At 73.2% G+C, this 19,065-nt stretch carries 17 protein-coding genes; 16 read left to right on the forward strand and 1 reads right to left on the reverse strand.

Features of this window, described 5'->3' with window-relative positions; translation table 11 throughout:
* The first annotated feature begins 444 nt into the window (after positions 1–444).
* The 14 genes from ACFWZ5_RS32800 to ACFWZ5_RS32865 all read left to right on the forward strand — a co-directional run bounded on the left by ACFWZ5_RS32800 (position 445) and on the right by ACFWZ5_RS32865 (position 16,099).
* Complete coding sequence (locus ACFWZ5_RS32800; protein WP_384806718.1) at positions 445–1,560, forward strand: nitronate monooxygenase; 1,116 nt, start codon at positions 445–447, stop codon at positions 1,558–1,560.
* Positions 1,557–2,303: a 16S rRNA (uracil(1498)-N(3))-methyltransferase gene (locus ACFWZ5_RS32805; RefSeq protein WP_384806716.1), complete on the forward strand. Its 747-nt coding sequence runs from the start codon at positions 1,557–1,559 to the stop codon at positions 2,301–2,303. Before ACFWZ5_RS32800 ends, ACFWZ5_RS32805 begins: the two co-directional genes overlap by 4 nt.
* A gap of 40 nt (positions 2,304–2,343) precedes the next feature.
* On the forward strand, positions 2,344–2,745 hold the full coding sequence (locus ACFWZ5_RS32810; protein WP_384806714.1) for a VOC family protein: 402 nt from the start codon (positions 2,344–2,346) through the stop codon (positions 2,743–2,745).
* Between the two features lie 601 nt (positions 2,746–3,346).
* Positions 3,347–3,946: a hypothetical protein gene (locus tag ACFWZ5_RS32815; protein ID WP_384804508.1), complete on the forward strand. Its 600-nt coding sequence runs from the start codon at positions 3,347–3,349 to the stop codon at positions 3,944–3,946.
* A gap of 45 nt (positions 3,947–3,991) precedes the next feature.
* On the forward strand, positions 3,992–7,201 hold the full coding sequence (locus tag ACFWZ5_RS32820) for a S41 family peptidase (protein ID WP_384804506.1): 3,210 nt from the start codon (positions 3,992–3,994) through the stop codon (positions 7,199–7,201).
* Positions 7,202–7,289: 88 nt separating this feature from the next.
* Complete coding sequence (locus tag ACFWZ5_RS32825) at positions 7,290–7,643, forward strand: histidine triad nucleotide-binding protein (protein WP_384804504.1); 354 nt, start codon at positions 7,290–7,292, stop codon at positions 7,641–7,643.
* 26 nt (positions 7,644–7,669) lie between these two features.
* Entirely contained in the window at positions 7,670–8,578 is a 909-nt protein-coding gene (locus tag ACFWZ5_RS32830) for a ribonuclease Z (protein ID WP_384804502.1), read from the forward strand.
* A 36-nt stretch (positions 8,579–8,614) separates the two neighbouring features.
* On the forward strand, positions 8,615–9,601 hold the full coding sequence (locus tag ACFWZ5_RS32835; protein WP_384804500.1) for an adenosine deaminase: 987 nt from the start codon (positions 8,615–8,617) through the stop codon (positions 9,599–9,601).
* A 98-nt stretch (positions 9,602–9,699) separates the two neighbouring features.
* The gene (locus tag ACFWZ5_RS32840) at positions 9,700–10,995 is read left to right on the forward strand and encodes a glucarate dehydratase family protein (protein WP_384804498.1); all 1,296 of its coding nucleotides are present in this window, start codon (positions 9,700–9,702) and stop codon (positions 10,993–10,995) included.
* 39 nt (positions 10,996–11,034) lie between these two features.
* Positions 11,035–12,183 carry a carbohydrate kinase family protein gene (locus tag ACFWZ5_RS32845; RefSeq protein ID WP_384804496.1) on the forward strand — a complete coding sequence of 383 codons (1,149 nt, stop codon included), beginning with the start codon at positions 11,035–11,037 and terminating at the stop codon, positions 12,181–12,183.
* A gap of 630 nt (positions 12,184–12,813) precedes the next feature.
* Entirely contained in the window at positions 12,814–13,917 is a 1,104-nt protein-coding gene (locus tag ACFWZ5_RS32850) for a PhoH family protein (protein WP_384806479.1), read from the forward strand.
* A gap of 13 nt (positions 13,918–13,930) precedes the next feature.
* Positions 13,931–14,428 (forward strand): rRNA maturation RNase YbeY, encoded by a 498-nt coding sequence (gene ybeY, locus ACFWZ5_RS32855; RefSeq protein WP_384806477.1) that lies wholly within the window; start codon positions 13,931–13,933, stop codon positions 14,426–14,428.
* Between the two features lie 4 nt (positions 14,429–14,432).
* Entirely contained in the window at positions 14,433–15,746 is a 1,314-nt protein-coding gene (locus ACFWZ5_RS32860; RefSeq protein ID WP_384806475.1) for a hemolysin family protein, read from the forward strand.
* A complete protein-coding gene (locus ACFWZ5_RS32865; RefSeq protein WP_384806473.1) occupies positions 15,743–16,099 on the forward strand; it encodes an MmcQ/YjbR family DNA-binding protein in 357 nt (118 codons plus the stop codon). Before ACFWZ5_RS32860 ends, ACFWZ5_RS32865 begins: the two co-directional genes overlap by 4 nt.
* Positions 16,100–16,172: 73 nt before the next feature.
* Here the strand turns inward: ACFWZ5_RS32865 and ACFWZ5_RS32870 are convergent, their stop codons facing one another.
* The gene (locus ACFWZ5_RS32870; protein ID WP_384806672.1) at positions 16,173–17,594 is read right to left on the reverse strand and encodes an MFS transporter; all 1,422 of its coding nucleotides are present in this window, start codon (positions 17,592–17,594) and stop codon (positions 16,173–16,175) included.
* Between the two features lie 94 nt (positions 17,595–17,688).
* Here ACFWZ5_RS32870 and ACFWZ5_RS32875 point away from each other — a divergent pair, with 94 nt between their 5' ends.
* Both ACFWZ5_RS32875 and ACFWZ5_RS32880 read left to right on the forward strand, forming a co-directional pair.
* On the forward strand, positions 17,689–18,594 hold the full coding sequence (locus tag ACFWZ5_RS32875; protein WP_384806674.1) for a helix-turn-helix transcriptional regulator: 906 nt from the start codon (positions 17,689–17,691) through the stop codon (positions 18,592–18,594).
* Between the two features lie 49 nt (positions 18,595–18,643).
* Entirely contained in the window at positions 18,644–18,997 is a 354-nt protein-coding gene (locus ACFWZ5_RS32880; protein WP_384806676.1) for a cytidine deaminase, read from the forward strand.
* The last annotated feature ends 68 nt before the right edge of the window (positions 18,998–19,065 follow it).

Below are 19,065 nucleotides of genomic sequence, written 5' to 3' on the forward strand. Positions count from 1 at the left end.
TTCCCGCCCGCCCGCCCGTTTCCACCTTCACGTGGGGTGGGCGCCTCCTGTGGGGGTTGTCCGCCGTCGGCGTCTGCGGGCTTCCGTCGCTGCCGCGGTGGTTTTCTTTCCCGCCCGCCCGCCCGTTTCCACCCTGACGTGGGGTGGGTGCTCCTTGTGGGGGTTGTTCGCCATCGGCGGCTGCGGGCCCGCACTCGCCAACGGCGGACAACCCCCACGGGAGGCGCTCACCCCGCGGGGGAGTGGAAACGGGCGGGCGGGTGGGGGATAGACCGCCGCGGTAGCGGTGGGGACCGGGAGTCGCCGGCGGCGGGGAACCCCCACCAGGGGCGCCCGCCCCACGTGAAGGTGGAAACGGGCGGGCGGGTGGGAGGCAAATCGCCGCGGTAGCGGTGGGGGAACCCCCGTCCGAGGCGCCCCCGCCAGACGTGGCACGATGCGGGTATGCCCACCCCTCCCCAAGCCCTCTGTCGTCACCCGATCGTGCAGGCCCCGATGGCGGGCGGGGCCTCGACCCCGCGCCTCGCCGCGGCCGTGAGCGAGGCCGGCGGGCTCGGCTGCCTCGCGGCCGGGTACAAGACGGCCGACGGCATGTACCAGGAGATCAAACAGCTCAGAGGGCTGACATCGCGGCCCTTTGGGGTGAATCTCTTCATGCCGCAGCCCGACTCCACCGGCGCGGGCCCCGCCTCCACCGCGGCGACCGGCACCGCGCCCGTCGACGCCGCCGTCGAGGTGTACCGCAACCAGCTCGCGGGCGAAGCCACCTGGTACGAGACGGAGCTCGGGGACACCGACGGCAAGCGCGACGACGGGTACGAGGCGAAGCTGGCGATCCTGCGGGACGACCCGGTGCCACTGGTGTCGTTCACGTTCGGCTGCCCGAGCAAGCAGGACCTCCAGGCGCTCAACCGCGTGGGCACGACCACCGTCGTCACCGTCACCACGCCTGACGAGGCGCAGGCCGCGCAGGCGGTGGGCGCCGACGCCGTCTGCGTACAAGGCATCGAGGCGGGCGGCCACCAGGGCACGCACCGGGACAACGCGGAGACCGACGGATCGGGGATCGGGCTGCTCAGCCTGATCACCCAGGTACGGGAGGCCGTCCAGCTGCCCATGATCGCCACGGGCGGCCTGATGCGCGGCTCCCAGATCGCCGCCGTGCTCGCCGCGGGCGCGGACCTCGCGCAGCTGGGCACCGCGTTCCTGGTCACGCCGGAGTCCGGCGCGCACGCGCTGCACAAGCAGGCCATGACCGACCCGATGTTCGTCAGGACCGAGCTGACGCGGGCGTTCTCCGGACGCCCCGCACGCGGCCTGGTGAACCGGTTCATGCGCGAGCACGGCCCGTACGCGCCCGCCGCGTACCCGCAGGTCCACTATCTGACGGCCGGCCTGCGCAAGGCCGCGGCCAGGACCGGCGACCCGCAGGCCATGGCGCTGTGGGCGGGCCAGGGCCACCGCCTCGCGCGGGAGCTGCCCGCCGACCAGCTCGTGGAGGTCCTCGTGGCCGAACTCGACGAGGCCCAGGCCGTGTTCGGCGCGCGGGGTGCGGTATGACGGCCCCCGTCTTCGTCGTCGACGACTTCCGCGGCGCCACCGACGGCGGCACCTACGTCCTCGAAGGCCCCGAGGGGCGGCACGCCGTGTCCGTGAAGCGGCTGCGCGCCGGTGAGGACGTGGTGCTCACCGACGGCGCCGGGCACTGGGCGCGCGGCACCGTCGCGGACACCGAGGGCAAGGACCGGCTCCTCGTCACGCTCGACGGCGGCGTACGGGAAGAGGCCGCGGAGAGCCCCCGCATCACCGTCGTCCAGGCCCTGCCGAAGGGCGACCGCGGCGAGCTCGCCGTGGAGACCATGACCGAGACCGGCGTGGACGCCGTCGTGCCGTGGGCCGCCGCGCGCTGCATCACGCAGTGGAAGGGCGAGCGCGGCCTGAAGGCGCTCGGCAAGTGGCGTGCGACGGCGCGCGAGGCCGGCAAGCAGTCGCGGCGGGTGCGCTTCCCCGAGGTCGCCGAGCTCGCCACGACCAAGCAGGTCGCGGCGCTGCTCGCCGACGCCGACTTCGCGGGCGTCCTGCACGAGGAGGGCAGCGAGCCGCTGGCCACCGCGCAGCTGCCCGCGTCCGGGCACATCGTCCTCGTGGTCGGCCCGGAGGGCGGGGTGTCGCCGGAGGAGCTGGCGGTGTTCGGCCAGGCGGGTGCCAAGCCGTACCGGCTCGGGCGTAGCGTGTTGCGTACGTCGACCGCGGGCACCGCGGCGATGGCTCTGCTCCTCGGCCGGACGGGGCGCTGGTCCTGACCGGTGGCCTGGCCGGCTGCGCGTACCGAAAGGCCCGCCCGTGGAACTCGCCCAGGTCCGCCTGCTCGTCACGGACTTCCCCGCCTGTTACCGCTTCTACGCCGATGTCCTCGGCCTGAAGCCGCAGTCCGGTGCGGAGAACGGGCCGTACGAGAAGTTCAGTCCCGCCACCGGCTCGGCGGGCATCGCCCTGCAGAGCCGGGCGATGATGGCGGAGCTGTTGGGGGAGCTGGCCGAGTCGGCGACCGGGCATCGGTCGCTGGTGGTGCTGCGGGTGGATGACCTGGACGCGTACTGCGCCCGGATTTCCGGGCGGGGGGCCTCGCTTCTTCATGGGCCTGCGCCCATGACGGACCGCATGCGCGTTGCTCACCTCAAGGATCCGGAGGGCAACCTGGTGGAGCTCCAGGAATGGCTGCTCCTCCGCACCGACCGCGCCTGACCGCCCCCCTCCCACCCTGACGCGGGGTGGCCACCCCCTGCGGGGGTTGCCCGCCGCCGGCGCCTGCAGTCCCCCGCCGCTACCGCGGCGGCTTCTCTCCCACCCGCCCGCCCGTGGCCCCCTTCCGCCGGGGGGACGCTCCTCGTGGGGGGTTTCCCGCCGCTGGCGTCTGCCGGTCCCCGCCGCTATCGCGGCGATTTCTTTCCCACCCGCCCGCCCGTTTCCACCCCCACGCGGGGTGGGCGCCCCTCGTGGGTGTTGTCCGCCGTTGGCGGCTGCGGGCCGCAGTCGCCGATGGTGGGGAAGCCCCACCGGAGGCGTCCAGCCCCCGGGAAGGGGTCACGGGTGGGCGGGTGGGAGATCGTCCGCCGCGGTAGCGGCGGGGACCGGTAGGCGCCGATGGCGGGTGACCCCCACGAGGAGCGTCCGCCCGGTGGGGGCCTGTAGACGCCGGCGGTGGGTGGCCACCACGAGGGGCGCTCACCCCGCGTCAGGGTGGGAGAGGACCGGTGGGGGCCAGAGGCCTGGGGCGGTGGACATATGGCCGCAAGAGGTCTAGCGCCAGCGCGAACGCGATGGGAGCCTGCCGCTCATGGGGGCTATGAGGCGACTTCCACGGTTACGGGCCGCCACCGCGGCCACCGCGGCCACGGCGGTCGTCACGGCCGCGGCGGCGGGACTGGTCGCCTGCGACCCCGTCGAGGGCGACATGAGCACGTCCGCCATCGCGATCACCACCGACAAGATGGGCACCCGCGAGCTGGAGCGCCAGCACCTGGAGGTCGACTGGATCAACTGCACGGCGTCGTTCGTGAACAAGGACGACGCGGACGACCGCACGGCCACCGACCGGCCGCGTGAGGCCCAGGTCGACTGCCGGGGCAAGGCCGAGAACGACAAGGACATCACCATCGAGGGCCGCGTCACCGACGTACGCAACGGCGCCTGCGTACGCGGGAATCTGGTCGCCAAGGTCGAGCAGAAGGAGTGGTTCCGGGTCGATGTCCTCGGCAACTGCGAGGGCGGCGGCGGTGACGACGACGGCGACGACGGCAAGGGTAATGACGGCGGCAACGGCAACGGCAACGGCGGTGGGAATGACAAGCCCGTCACCCACGGTCCCGGCACCCCCGCCCCCACCTCGACCGTCACCGTGACCCAGCGGCCGGATCCGACGTGCGACTGCTATCCGGGCAAGTGATCCAAAACGATGACCCGCGCCGCGGTGCCTGCTTAGGCTGACGGTGTGACACAGCCTGCTTACCTCCGGTTTCCGCACCCGCACGGCGAGTTGATCGCCTTCACCGCCGAGGACGACGTGTGGGTCGCGCCACTCGACGGCGGCCGCGCCTGGCGGGTGAGCGCCGACAACGTACCCGTGAACCACCCGCGGATCTCCCCGGACGGCGCCACCGTCGCCTGGACGTCCACGCGCGACGGAGCACCCGAAGTGCATGTCGCGCCCGTCGACGGCGGCCCGTCGAAGCGGCTCACGTACTGGGGCAACGCCAAGACGTCCGTACGTGGTTGGACCCCCGACGGCCGGGTCCTCGCGGTCACCGCGCACGGCCGCGCGTCCCTGCGCCGCACCTGGGCGCACGCCGTCCCGCTCGACGGCGGGCCCGCCGAGACGCTGCCGTACGGAGTGATCGGCGACGCCGCGCACGGCCCGGACGGCGGCGTGCTGCTGCAGTCCGCGCCGATGGGCCGCGAGGCCGCCTGGTGGAAGCGGTACCGGGGCGGCACGGCGGGCAAGTTGTGGGTCAGGGCGGGAGCCGACACCGAGAACGGCTTCGTGCGGCTGCACCAGGAGCTCGACGGGAACATCGAGTGCCCGCTGTGGGCCGGCGGCCGCGTCGCCTTCCTCTCCGACCACGAAGGGGTCGGCGCGCTCTACTCGTCGGCGCCGGACGGAAGCGACCTGCGGCGCCATACGCCCCTCGACGGCTTCTACGCCCGGCACGCCGCTGGCGACGGCACCCGCGTCGCGTACTCCAGCGCCGGTGAACTCTGGCTCCTCGACGACCTCCTGGACGACGCCGCCGCACCGCGCCGCCTGGCCGTCCGGCTCGGCGGGCAGCGCGCCGACCTGCAGCCGCACCCGGTGCACGCCGCCCGCTGGTTCGGGGCCGCCGCGCCCGACCACACCGGGCGGGGCAGCGCGGTCTCCGTGCGCGGCGCCGTGCACTGGGTGACCCACCGCGAGGGACCCGCGCGGGCGCTCGCCGCCACCGACGGCGTACGGGCCCGGCTTCCGCGCACGTTCCGCGTGGACGGCGAGGAGCGCGTGGTGTGGGTGACGGACGCGGAGGGCGACGACGCCCTGGAGTTCGCGCCCGCCACCGGCCTCGCCCCCGGCGCGACCCCGCGGCGGCTCGCGGCGGGCCAGCTGGGCCGCGTCCTCGCGCTCGCCGTGGCGCCCGACGGCAGCCGCGCCGCCGTCGCCTCGCACGACGGCCGGTTGCTGCTCGTGGAGCGCGAGAGCGGCGAGGTGCGCGAGGTGGACCGGGCCGAGCACGGCGAGGCCACGGGGCTCGTCTTCTCGCCCGACTCCGCGTGGCTCGCCTGGTCCCACCCGGGTCCGCGCCCGCTGCGCCAGCTCAAGCTCGCCAACACCGCCGACCTGTCGGTGTCCGAGGCGACCCAGCTGCGGTTCCGGGACTACAGCCCGGCGTTCACGCTCGACGGCAAGCACCTGGCGTTCCTGTCGGCGCGGGCCTTCGACCCGGTCTACGACGACCACGTCTTCGACCTGGCCTTCGTGGGCGGCTCCCGGCCGCACCTGCTCACGCTCGCCGCCACCACCCCCTCGCCGTTCGGCCCGCAGCGCCACGGCCGCGCCTTCGACGCCCCCGACAAGGACGAGACGCCGGACAGCGAGGGCGCCCCCACCACCCGCATCGACCTGGACGGACTCGCCGACCGCATCGTGCCGTTCCCCGTCGAGGCCGCGCGCTACACGACGCTGCGGGCCGCCAAGGACGGGCTCCTGTGGCTGCGCCACCCGGTGCGCGGCGTCCTCGGCGCGTCCCGTGCCACGCCCGACGCGCCCGACCCCAGCTCGTCCCTGGAGCGCTACGACCTGCTCCAGCGCCGCGTCGAGGAACTCGGCTCCGACGCCGACCACTTCGCGGTGACCGGCGACGGCAAGCGGGTCCTGCTGTGGGCCGACGGCAAGCTGAAGGTCGTCCCCAGCGACCGCCGTGCCTCCGGCGACGAGGACAGCGACACCAACATCACGGTCGACCTCGGCCGCGTGCGCCAGTCCGTCGACCCGGCCGCGGAGTGGCGCCAGATGTACGAGGAGGCGGGCCGCCTCATGCGGGACAACTTCTGGCGGGCCGACATGGGCGGCGTCGACTGGGACGGCGTCCTGGAGCGCTACCGGCCCGTGCTCGACCGCGTCGCCACCCACGACGACCTCGTCGACCTGCTGTGGGAGGTCCAGGGCGAACTCGGCACCTCGCACGCGTACGTGGTCCCGCGCGGCGGCGGGGGCGGCGGCGCCCGCCAGGGGCTCCTCGGCGCGGACCTCTCGCGCGGCGAGGACGGCACCTGGCGCGTCGACCGTGTCCTGCCGTCCGAGACATCCGACCCCGACGCCCGCTCCCCGCTGGCGGCGCCCGGCGTCGCCGTGCGCGCGGGCGACGCGATCCTCGCCGTCGCCGGGCGGCCCGTCGACCCGGTGACCGGCCCCGGACCGCTGCTCGTCGGCACCGCGGACAAGCCCGTCGAGCTGACCGTCTCCCCGGCGGGCGGCGGCGACCCGCGGCACGCCGTGGTGGTCCCCGTGGACGACGAGGAGCCGCTGCGCTACCACGCGTGGGTCGCCGAGCGCCGCGCCTACGTCCACGAGCGCTCGGGCGGCCGGCTCGGCTATCTGCACGTGCCGGACATGCAGGCCCCCGGGTGGGCGCAGATCCACCGGGACCTGCGGGCCGAGGTCGCCCGCGAGGGCCTGGTCGTGGACGTGCGCGAGAACCGCGGCGGCCACACCTCGCAGCTCGTCGTGGAGAAGCTGGCGCGGCGGATCGTCGGCTGGGACCTGCCGCGCGGCTCCGGGCCCCTCAGCTACCCCGGGGACGCGCCGCGCGGCCCGGTCGTCGCCGTCGCCAACGAGTTCTCGGGCTCCGACGGCGACATCGTGAACGCCGCGATCAAGGCGCTCGGCATCGGCCCGGTCGTGGGCACCCGCACCTGGGGCGGCGTCGTCGGCATCGACAGCCGCTACCACCTGGTCGACGGCACGCTCGTGACGCAGCCCAAGTACGGCTTCTGGCTTGAGGGCCCCGGCTGGGGCGTGGAGAACCACGGCGTCGAGCCGGACGTCGAGGTCGTGGTCACGCCCGAGGACCACGTGGCGGGCCGTGACCCGCAGTTGGACGAGGCGGTGCGGATCGCGCTCGCCGCGCTCGCCGAGAACCCGGCGAAGACGGCGCCGCCGTTGCCCGAGTAGGCGCCCCCGATAGCATGCGTCGTACTTGATCCATCGTGATCCGTACTGATTGTTCCGTGCCGATTCAGTGACCCCGGGAGGGTGGCCCATGGCGGGCGAAGCGCAGGCCGACTGCTTGTTCTGCAAGATCATCGCGAAGGAGGTGCCCGCGACGGTCGTACGGGAGACCGAGACCACCCTCGCCTTCCGCGACATCAACCCCCAGGCGCCGACCCACGTCCTGGTGATCCCCAAGGTGCACCACCCGGACGCCGCGTCGCTCGCCGCCGCGGAGCCGGAGATCGCCTCCGACGTGCTGCGCGAGGCGGGCGAGGTCGCCGCCCAGGAGCAGTCCGACAGCTACCGCATCGTCTTCAACACCGGCTCCGGCGCCGGGCAGACCGTCTTCCACGCGCACGCCCACGTCCTGGGCGGCCGCGGTCTGCAGTGGCCCCCCGGATAGCGCTCGCGGAGACCGGATAACACACCGTGTCCGTACGTGAATTGGTGGTGCTCGGCACCGCCAGCCAGGTCCCGACCCGGCACCGCAACCACAACGGGTACGTCCTGCTCTGGGACGGCGAAGGCATCCTCTTCGACCCGGGCGAGGGCACGCAGCGCCAGATGCTGCGTGCCTCCGTCGCCGCGCACGACCTCAACCGCATCTGCGTCACCCACTTCCACGGCGACCACAGCCTCGGCCTCGCGGGCGTCATCCAGCGCATCAACCTGGACCGGGTGCCGCACCCCGTCACCGCCCACTACCCGGCCTCCGGCGAGCGCTTCTTCGAGCGCCTGCGGTACGCCACCGCGTACCGCGAGACCGTCGGGATCACCCAGGCCCCGGTCACGGCCGACGGCGTCCTCGCGACCGCGCCTTCGTACCGCTTGGAGACCGCCCGGCTCTCGCACCCCGTCGAGTCCTACGGCTACCGGCTCGTCGAGCCCGACGGGCGGCGCATGCTGCCGCGGCTGCTCGCCGAGCACGGCATCGCCGGGCCCGACGTCGGCGTGCTCCAGCGCGAGGGCGCCCTGCGGGGCGTCACGCTCGACCAGGTCAGCGAGGTGCGCCGGGGGCAGCGCTTCGCCTTCGTGATGGACACCCGCCTGTGCGACGGCGTGCACGCGCTCGCCGAGGGCTGCGACCTGCTCGTCATCGAGTCCACGTTCCTCGACGAGGACCACCGGCTCGCCGCCGACCACGGCCATCTGACGGCGGGCCAGGCCGCGTCGGTGGCCCGGGACGCGGGCGTGCGGCACCTCGTCCTGACCCACTTCAGCCAGCGGTACGCCGACCCCGCGGCCTTCGAGCAGCAGGCGCGGGCCGCCGGGTTCGAGGGCGAGCTGACGGTGGCGCGGGACCTGATGCGCGTACCGCTGCCCAAGCGCAGCCCCTGAACCACCCCGCTGAACCATCGAGAGAAAAGCGCCACCATGCCCCTGCCCAAGGCCGAACTCCACCTCCACATCGAAGGCACCCTCGAACCCGAGCTCGCCTTCGCGCTCGCCGCCCGCAACGGCGTCGAGCTGCCGTACGCCGACACCGAAGAGCTGCGCAAGGCCTACCTCTTCGAGGACCTCCAGTCCTTCCTCGACCTCTACTACGGCCTCATGGCCGTCCTTCGCACCGAGGCCGACTTCGAGGAGCTCGCCGACGCCTATCTGGCGCGGGCCGCCGCCCAGGGCGTGCGGCACGCCGAGATCTTCTTCGACCCGCAGGCCCACATGGCGCGCGGCGTGGGGATCGGCACGGTCATCGACGGCCTCGGCCGGGCCCTGGACCGCAGCCAGGAGCGGCACGGCGTCTCCACCCGGCTCATCATGTGCTTCCTGCGCGACCAGTCCGCCGAGTCGGCCATGGCGACCCTGGAGGCCGCGAAGCCGTATCTGCACCGCATCGTCGGCGTCGGCCTCGACTCCGCCGAGGTCGGCCACCCGCCGGCCAAGTTCGCCGCCGTGTACGAGGCCGCGGCCGCGCTCGGCCTGCGCAAGGTCGCCCACGCCGGGGAGGAGGGCCCCGCCTCCTACGTGCGCGAGGCGCTCGACGTCCTCGGTGTCGAGCGCGTCGACCACGGCCTGCGCTGCCTCGACGACCCGGACCTGGTGGACCGCCTGGCCCGCGAGCGGGTGCCGCTCACGCTGTGCCCGCTGTCCAACGTGCGCCTGCGCGTCGTCGACGTCCTGGAGGACCACCCGCTGGTGCGGATGATGGACGCGGGCCTGCTCTGCACCGTCAACTCCGATGACCCCGCGTACTTCGGGGGCTATGTCGGCGACACGTTCCACGCGGTGCGGGAGGCGCTCGCCCTGGACGAGGACCGGCTGCGGGAGCTGGCGCGGAACTCGTTCGAGGCGGCGTTCCTCTCCGAGGAGGAGCGGCGGCGGTACGTGGCCGAGGTGGACGCGTACGAGTTCGGGTGACCGGTGTTGGTCGGCGCTTCGCGCCTCGTCCTCAAGCGCCGGACGGGCTAATCTGAGTTCGCGTATCCAGTGGATGTTCCCATACATGAACTCCGGAGGTGCCCGTGCTCACCGTCTCCGACGTCCGGCTCACGCCCGTCCTGGTGGCCGATCCTCCGCTGCTCAACACCCAGGGTGTGCACCAGCCGTACACGCCCCGCCTGATCGTCGAGGTCGAGACGGACGGCGGGGTGGTCGGGGTGGGGGAGACGTACGGGGACGGGAAGTATCTGGAGCTCGCGCGGCCGCTGGCGGCGGCGCTGGTGGGGCGGTCGGTCGCGGATCTCAACGGCCTGTTCACACTCGTGGACCAGGCGTCCGTCGATGAGGGGCGGGTCGGCACCGCCGTCGACGGCGGCGGGCTCCGGGGCGTCCAGAGCGCCGACAAGCTGCGGCTCTCGGTCGTGTCGGGGTTCGAGGTGGCGTGCCTGGACGCCCTCGGCAAGGCGCTCGGCCTGCCCGTGCACGCGCTGCTCGGGGGCAAGGTGCGGGACTCCGTGGAGTACAGCGCGTACCTGTTCTACAAGTACGCGGAGCATCCCGCAGGGACCGCCGGCGCGCCGGACCCGTGGGGTGCCGCGCTCGACCCGGAGGGCGTCGTCGCGCAGGCGCGGCGGTTCACCGAGCGGTACGGCTTCACGTCGTTCAAGCTCAAGGGCGGGGTCTTCCCGCCCGAGCAGGAGGTCGCGGCGGTCCGGGCCCTCGCCGCCGCCTTCCCCGGCCTGCCGCTGCGGCTCGACCCGAACGGGGCCTGGTCCGTGGAGACCGCGCTGAAGGTCGCGTCCGAACTCGGCGACGTACTGGAGTACTTGGAGGACCCGGCCCTCGGCACGGCGGCGATGGCCGAGGTCGCCGCGCGGACGTCCGTGCCGCTGGCCACCAACATGTGCGTGACGACGCTCGCCGAGATACCGGAGGCCTTCGCCAAGGGTGCCGTGCAGGTCGTGCTCTCCGATCACCACTACTGGGGCGGCCTGCGCCGGACGCGGGAACTCGCCGCCGTCTGCCGGACGTTCGGCGTCGCCGTCTCCATGCACTCCAATACGCACCTCGGGATCAGCCTCGCCGCGATGACGCACGTCGCCGCCACCGTCCCCGGCCTCGACCACGCCTGCGACACGCACTACCCCTGGCAGTCCGAGGACGTGCTGACCGCCCGCCTGCCGTTCGTCGACGGGCGCGTCACGGTGAGCGACCGCCCGGGTCTCGGCGTGGAGCTCGACCGCGAACGACTCGGGGTCCTGCACCGGCGCTGGCTCGACGAGGACTTCGCCGCGCTGCGCGAGCGGGACGACGCGGCGGCCATGCGGCGGATGGATCCGCAGTGGGTGACTCCGGCCGTGCCGCGCTGGTAGCGCGGGCCGCTTGTCAGGGCCTTCGGTTACGTTGCCTCCATGCCCGTACCACCTGCCGTACCACCGGAGACAGCAGCCGTACCACCCGAGCGCGCCGCGGAGCGGGCCGCAGGATCCCTCGTCGATCCGCTCAAGTCCGCGCGGCGGCCGGACGATCCGCCCTGCGACGTGTACCTCACCGGCACCGTCTTCCTCGACATCATCTTCACCGGTCTCGACTCGGCCCCCGTGCGCGGCACCGAGTCCTGGGCGCGCGGCATGGGGTCGAGCCCCGGGGGCGTCGCCAACATGGCGACCGCGCTCGCCCGGCTCGGCCTGCGCACCTCCCTGGCCGCCGCCTTCGGGGACGACCACTACGGGGAGTACTGCTGGGACGCCCTCGAACAGGGTGAGGGCATCGACCTGTCCTCGTCGCGCACCGTGCCCGGGTGGCACTCTCCGGTGACCGTCTCCATGGCGTACGAAGGCGAACGCACCATGGTCAGCCACGGGCACGAGCCGCCGCCCGACGGCGGCGCCCCCGCGAGCCCGCCCCAGGCGCGGGCCGCCGTCACGGCCCTCATGCCCGGGGAACGGGCTCCCTGGATCGCGGCGGCCGCCCGGAGCGGTACGCGGATCTTCGCCGACGTCGGCTGGGACGACACGGGCCGCTGGGACCTCGCCGCCCTCCCCGACCTGCGGTACTGCGAGGCGTTCCTGCCCAACGCGGCGGAGGCCATGCGGTACACGGGCACGTCCTGCCCGCGCGCGGCCGCGCGGGCGCTCACCGAGCATGTGCCGCTCGCCGTCGTCACGCTCGGCGCGGAGGGGGCGTACGCGGTGGACGGGCGCACCGGGGAGACGGCGTCCGTGCCCGCCATCGAGGTCGAGGCGCTCGACCCCACCGGGGCGGGGGACGTCTTCGTCGCGGGCTTCGTCACCGGCACGCTCGCCGGGTGGCCGCTGGCCGACCGGCTCGCCTTCGCGGGGCTCACGGCGGCGCTGTCCGTCCAGGAGTTCGGCGGGTCGCTGTCCGCGCCGGGGTGGGCGGAGATCGCCGCGTGGTGGCGGCGCGTGCGGGACGTCGACGGGCAGGACCCCGCCCCTCTGAGCCGCTACACGTTCCTGGAGTCCCTCCTCCCCGAGACGGCCCGAGCCTGGCCCCTCCGCAGAGCGGTCCCCACCATCGGCTTCCGCCGCTCAACCTGACCCACCGCCCCGCCGCTACCGCGCGGCATGACCTTCCGCCCATGGCTGCCCGTCCCGCCGCTATCGCGGCGGCATCTTCCCGCCCGCCCTCCCATGACCTGCTGTTGGTGGGTGGGCGTCTTGAGTGGTTCCGGCCTGTAGTCGCCGACGGTGGGCAACCCCCACCAGGGGCGTCCATCCCGCGTGGGGGTGGAAACGGGCGGGCGGGTGGGAGAGATTCCGCCGCGGTAGCGGCGGGGACCCGCAGCCGCCGACGGTGGGTAACCCCCACCAGGGGCGTCCATCCCGCGTGGGGGTGGAAACGGGCGGGCGGGTGGGAGAGGTACCGCCGCGGTAGCGGCGGGGCCCGCAGGGGTCTGTGGTGGGGCGGGGCGCCGGGGGCTTCGGGTGGTGTGGGGCCGTGGGGGTGTCTGTTTCGGGAGCGGGTGGCGTGGCCGAGCGGAGTCGTTGGGGGGCGCCTGGCGGGCGGGGCCCACCGGGGGGCGCCCTGCGGCAGGGCGGGCTCAAGGCCCCCGGCCAGGAAAAGGTCTTCGAGCTTGTCAGACCCGAGTCGTACCCTGGGCAGTGCACAGGGCGCCCCCGCGGCGATCCCCACGACGAGGAGGATGAGCAGGCCTACAGAGCCGGCCCATGACGCAGACACCTACAGCTCACACCCCCGCGCAGAAGCAGACGCCGAAGCAGTCGCAGACGCAGACGCCGTCCAAGGCGCCCGCGCCCGCAAAGGCCCACTTCACCGTCCCGGCCAAGCACCCCATGGTGACCGTCCTGGGCTCCGGCGACGCACTGCTGCGGGTGATCGAGAAGGCTTTCCCGGCGGCCGACATCCACGTCCGGGGCAATGAGATCAGCGCTGTCGGCGATGCCCGTGAAGTCGCCCTGATCCAGCGCCTGTTCGACGAGATGATGCTGGTGCTCCGCACCGGACAGCCGATGACGGAGGACGCAGTGGAACGCTCGATCGCCATGCTGAGGGCGGATGAGAGAGGGGAGAGCGACGGCGAGGAGACCCCCGCCGAGGTGCTCACGCAGAACATCCTCTCCTCCCGCGGCCGCACGATCCGCCCCAAGACGCTCAACCAGAAGCGGTACGTCGACGCGATCGACAAGCACACGATCGTCTTCGGCATCGGCCCCGCCGGCACCGGCAAGACGTACCTGGCGATGGCCAAGGCGGTCCAGGCCCTGCAGTCCAAGCAGGTCAACAGGATCATCCTGACCCGCCCGGCCGTCGAGGCCGGCGAGCGCCTCGGCTTCCTGCCCGGCACGCTGTACGAGAAGATCGACCCGTACCTGCGCCCGCTGTACGACGCGCTGCACGACATGCTGGACCCGGACTCGATCCCCCGGCTCATGGCGGCCGGCACCATCGAGGTCGCCCCGCTGGCGTACATGCGCGGCCGGACGCTGAACGACGCGTTCATCATCCTGGACGAGGCACAGAACACCAGCCCCGAGCAGATGAAGATGTTCCTCACCCGCCTCGGCTTCGACTCGAAGATCGTGATCACGGGCGACGTGACGCAGGTCGACCTGCCGAACGGCACGAAGTCGGGCCTGCGCCAGGTCCAGGACATCCTGGAGGGCGTCGAGGACGTGCACTTCTCGCGGCTCACGTCCCACGATGTCGTACGGCACAAGCTGGTCGGCCGTATCGTCGACGCGTACGAGAAGTACGACAGCGAGAACGGTACGGAGAACGGCTCCCACAAGAGCCGGTCCAGAGGGAAGTAGAAGAACCAGCGCCATGGCGATCGACGTCAACAACGAATCCGGCACCGAGGTCGACGAGCAGGCGATCCTCGACATCGCCCGCTACGCGCTCGCGCGGATGCGGATCCACCCGCTGTCGGAGCTCTCGGTGATCGTCGTGGACGCCGACGCCATGGAGCAGCTGCACGTCCAGTGGATGGACCTGCCGGGCCCCACGGACGTGATGTCGTTCCCGATGGACGAGCTCAGGCCGCCCATGAAGGACGACGAGGAGCCCCCGCAGGGGCTGCTCGGCGACATCGTGCTCTGCCCCGAGGTCGCGCAGAAGCAGGGCCAGGAGGCGCCCACGCAGCACTCCATGGACGAGGAGCTCCAGCTCCTGACCGTCCACGGAGTGCTGCACCTGCTCGGGTACGACCACGAGGAGCCGGACGAGAAGGCCGAGATGTTCGGCCTGCAGGCCGCGATCGTCGACGGCTGGCGCGCCGAGCAGGGCCTGACAGGCCCGTCCCCGGCCCCCACGGTCTCGTAGTCCCATGTCCGTGCAGATCGTCGCCGGGGCGATCGCCCTGGTCGTGGTGGCTTGGCTCGCCGCGTGCGCCGAGGCGGGCCTCGCCCGGGTCTCCAGCTTCCGCGCCGAGGAGGCCGTGCGCTCCGGGCGCCGCGGCAGCGCGAAGCTCGCGCAGGTCGCCGCCGACCCGACCCGCTATCTCAACGTCGCCCTCCTGGTGCGGGTCGGCTGCGAGATGGCGGCCGCGGCCCTCGTCACGTACGCGTGCCTCCAGGAGTTCGACGCGACCTGGGAGGCCCTGGCCGTCGCCATCGGCGTCATGGTCCTCGTCTCGTACGTCGCGGTCGGCGTCTCCCCGCGCACCATCGGCCGCCAGCACCCGCTGAACACGGCGACGGCCGCCGCGTACGTGCTCCTGCCGCTGGCCCGCGTCATGGGCCCGATCCCGCCCCTGCTCATCCTCATCGGCAACGCGCTGACGCCCGGCAAGGGCTTCCGTCGCGGCCCGTTCGCCTCCGAGGCCGAGCTGCGCGCGATGGTCGACCTCGCCGAGAAGGAGTCCCTGATCGAGGACGACGAGCGCCGCATGGTGCACTCCGTCTTCGAGCTCGGCGACACCCTCGTACGCGAAGTGATGGTCCCGCGCACGGACCTGATCTCCATCGAGCGCTACAAGACCATCCGGCAGGCCCTCACGCTCGCGCTGCGCTCCGGCTTCTCGCGGATCCCGGTGACCGGCGAGAGCGAGGACGACGTCGTCGGCATCGTCTACCTCAAGGACCTCGCCCGCAAGACGCACATCAACCGCGACGCGGAGAACGAACTGGTGTCGACGGCCATGCGGCCCGCGACGTTCGTGCCGGACACGAAGAACGCGGGCGACCTGCTGCGGGAGATGCAGCAGGAGCGCAACCACGTCGCCGTCGTCATCGACGAGTACGGCGGCACGGCCGGGATCGTCACCATCGAGGACATCCTGGAGGAGATCGTCGGCGAGATCACCGACGAGTACGACCGCGAGCTGCCGCCGGTGGAGGAGCTTGAGGGCGGCGCCCGCCGCGTCACGGCCCGGCTCGACATCGGCGACCTGGGGGAGCTGTACGGCCTGGAGGCGTACGACGACGAGGACGTCGAGACCGTCGGCGGACTGCTCGCCAAGGAGCTCGGCCGGGTGCCCATCGCGGGTGCGTCGGCCGTGGTCACCCTGCCCGACGGGCGGGCGCTCAGGCTGACCGCGGAGGCGGCGTCCGGGCGGCGGAACAAGATCGTGACGGTGCTCGTGGAGCCGGTCGCGCCCGGTGGGGCGGGGGCCGGTTCCGGGGAGGAGGCCCGGGGATGACGCCACAGGAGCTGCGGGAGTTCTGCCTGTCGTTCAACGACGTGGTCGAGGAGTTCCCGTTCCGGCCGGAGACCAGCGTCTTCAAGGTGGCCGGGAAGATGTTCGCGCTCACCACGCTCGAGGCCGAGCCGCTGACGGTGAACCTGAAGTGCGAGCCGGAGATCGCCCTCCAGCTGAGGGCGGTCCACCCCGAGATCGTGCCGGGGTGGCACATGAACAAGCGGCACTGGAACACGGTGACGGTGGACGCGGGCCTCCCGGACCAGCAGGTGAGGGAGCTCATCGAGGACTCGTACGACCTGGTGGTGGCCGGTCTGCCGCGGGCGGACCGGCTGCGGCTCGACCGCCCCTGACGGGCCGGTGACAGGACGGTGAGAAGAAGGGCGGCCCCCGGAAGGCGGGCCGCCCTTCTGTCGTCGACACGCCCTAGGCGCGCCGCCGCAGGCCCACGGCCACCAGGAGCCCCGTCAGGAGGACCAGGCCCGCGTCGAGGGCGAGCACGGTCCGCGTGCCCGACAGGCTGTCCCCGGTCGTGGCGAGGACGCCGAGCAGGGGGATGCCGATGGTGATGCCCACCTGCTGGGTGGACGTGACCAGGCCGGTCGCGAGGCCCTGCTCCTCGTCGGGGACGCCCGACGTGACCGTGACGCCGTAACTGACGATCGCGCCGAGGTGGAACATGCTGGCCACCGACACGGCGACCGTCGCGAGCCACACCGACCACATGCCCTCGCCGACGGCGACCATCGCCGCCACGAACAGGCCCTGCCCGAACAGCGCGCCGACGAGCGTGCGGCGTGGCCCGAACCGCCCGATGGCCTTCGGCGCGAGCACGCCCGCGAGCACCGAAAGCACGCCCTGCACGCCGAACACCAGGCCCGTCTGGAACGCGGACAGGTCGAGGACGTCCTGGAAGTAGAGCGTCAGGACGAAGACGACCGTCGACATCATCGAGAAGGTGACCAGGCCGCCCAGGTTGCCCCACGCCACGGTGCGGCGCCGCAGCATCGGCAGGGAGACCAGGGGCGCGGCGGCGCGCGACTCGACGTAGCCGAAGAGCGCGAGGAGCACGAGGCCCGCGACGAGCGTGACGAGCACGTCGGCGCCGCCGAAGCCGCGCTCGGCGGCCGTGGAGAGGGCGTAGATCAGGGACAGCAGGCCGCCGGTGACGGTCACGGCGCCGGGGATGTCCAGGCGCGGCCGCTCCGGGGTGCGGGACTCGGGCAGCAGGCCGGGGGCCAGCGGCAGCACGAGCAGCGCGAAGACGGTGAGGAGCCCCATCGTGGAGCGCCAGCCGAGCGTGTCGGTGAGGACGCCGCCGAGCACCATGCCGATGGTGAAGCCGAGCGAGAGCAGCGTGCCGGAGATGCCGAGCGCCCGGTCGCGCTGCGGGCCCTCGGGGAAGGTGGTGGTGAGCAGCGACATCCCGGTCGGCACGATCGCGGCGGCGCCCACGCCCTGCAGGGCGCGCCCGGCGAGGAACGACGCCGGGTCCCAGGCGAGCGTGGCGAGCAGCGAGGCCGCGCCGAACAGCGCGAGCCCGCCGAGGAACAGCCTGCGCCGCCCGAACAGGTCGCCCATCCGCCCGAAGAGCAGCAGGAAGCCGCCGGACGGCAGCGCGAAGGCGGTGACCGCCCACTGCAGCGCGGCGTGGCTCATCCCGAGGTCCTCGCCGAGCACGGGCAGCGCGACGTTCAGTACGGAGAAGTCGAGCGCGACCATGAACTGCGCGGCGCACAGCACGAACAGGACGAGCTTGTCGCGGGACGTGAGCTTGGGGGCCCCGGCCGGGGCCGGGTCGAGGGGAGTGGTGGGGATGGTGGTGGGAGCGGAGGTGTCTATCGACATGGTCAAGAGCCTCCGTCGGCCGGAATAGCCGTGGGGAGCCGGTACTTATCCTGGTGGTGCGACCACCAGACACGACGGCGGGCGGATGACGGGGATGACAGGGGGAGCGGTGACCGGTCAGGCCGGGGAGCGGTTCGACGGGGCGAAGGCGCGGCGCCGGAGCGAGCTGCGGGACTTCCTGATGAGCCGGCGGGCCCGGGTAAGACCGGCCGATGCGGGGCTTCCGGAGGGCGGGCGGCGGCGTACGCCGGGGCTGCGGCGCGAGGAGGTCGCGGTGCTCGCGGGCGTCGGCGCGTCCTGGTACCAGTGGCTGGAGCAGGGCCGGGACATCTCCGTGTCGCCGCAGGTCCTGGACTCCGTGGCGCGCGTGCTGAAGCTGTCGGGCGCCGAGCGCCGCCATCTGTACGTGCTCGCGGGCCTCAACCCGCCCGCGCCGCAGGCCGAGGAGAGCGCGGCGGACATGAGCGAGGGCCTGCGCCGCCTGATCGACACGTGGATGCCGTACCCGGCGGTCATCATGGACCGCTACTACAACAGCGTCCTGTACAACGACGCGGCCGCGATGGTCCTCGGCATGCGCCCCGAGACCACGCAGAACTGCATCCTCGACTTCTTCACCGACCCCATCTACCGCTCCCGCAGCGTGCGGTGGGAGGAGAACGCGGCGACGCTCGTCGCCCAGTTCCGCGCGGCCTGCTCCGAGCATCCCGGGGACGAGGGCTTCCAGGAGGTCATCGCCCGGCTGCACGCCACGAGCGCGGAGTTCACGGCGCTGTGGGAGCAGCAGGACATCCAGCCCGCGGGCCAGACGCACAAGGAGATCGACCACCCGCTGGCGGGCGTCCTGCACGTGGAGGCGACGGCCCTGCGGGTGCCCGCGCGGCCCGACCTGACGATCGTCCTGCACACGCCGCTGCCGCTGGCCGACACGGCCGCGAAGCTGGAGTGGCTGGCCTCCCCCGAGGCCCGCCGCGGCTCGATGTACCAGGTGGCCGGCTGAGCCCCGGGCCCGCGGCCCGCCCGCGTCGGCCGCTCCTTATGCTCGTGCCATGACTGAGCGCACCGACCTCGGCCCCGAGGACCAGAAGATCGTCACCCTCGCCCGTTCGGCCCGGGCCCGCAACGGCGTGCCCGAGGGGGCGGCGGTGCGGGACGAGACGGGGCGCACGTATGTCGCCGGGACGGTCGCGCTGGACTCGCTGCGGCTTTCCGCGCTGCGGACGGCGGTGGCGATGGCGGTGGCGTCGGGGGCGGAGTCGCTTGAGGCGGCGGCGGTGGTGTCCGGGGCGGGGGCGCTGGTCGCTGAGGACTTGGCGGCGGTACGGGACCTCGGCGGGGCCGGCACCCCGGTGTACCTGGCGGGGCCGGACGGGGTGGTACGGGACGTGACCGAGACGGGCTGATCCCTGCCGGGGGCCTCCCCAACCCCGCCCCTTCCCGAAACTAGGGGCTCCGCCCCTAGGACCCCTTC

The organism is Streptomyces sp. NPDC059003 (assembly GCF_042740445.1).
Classification (GTDB): Bacteria; Actinomycetota; Actinomycetes; order Streptomycetales; family Streptomycetaceae; genus Streptomyces.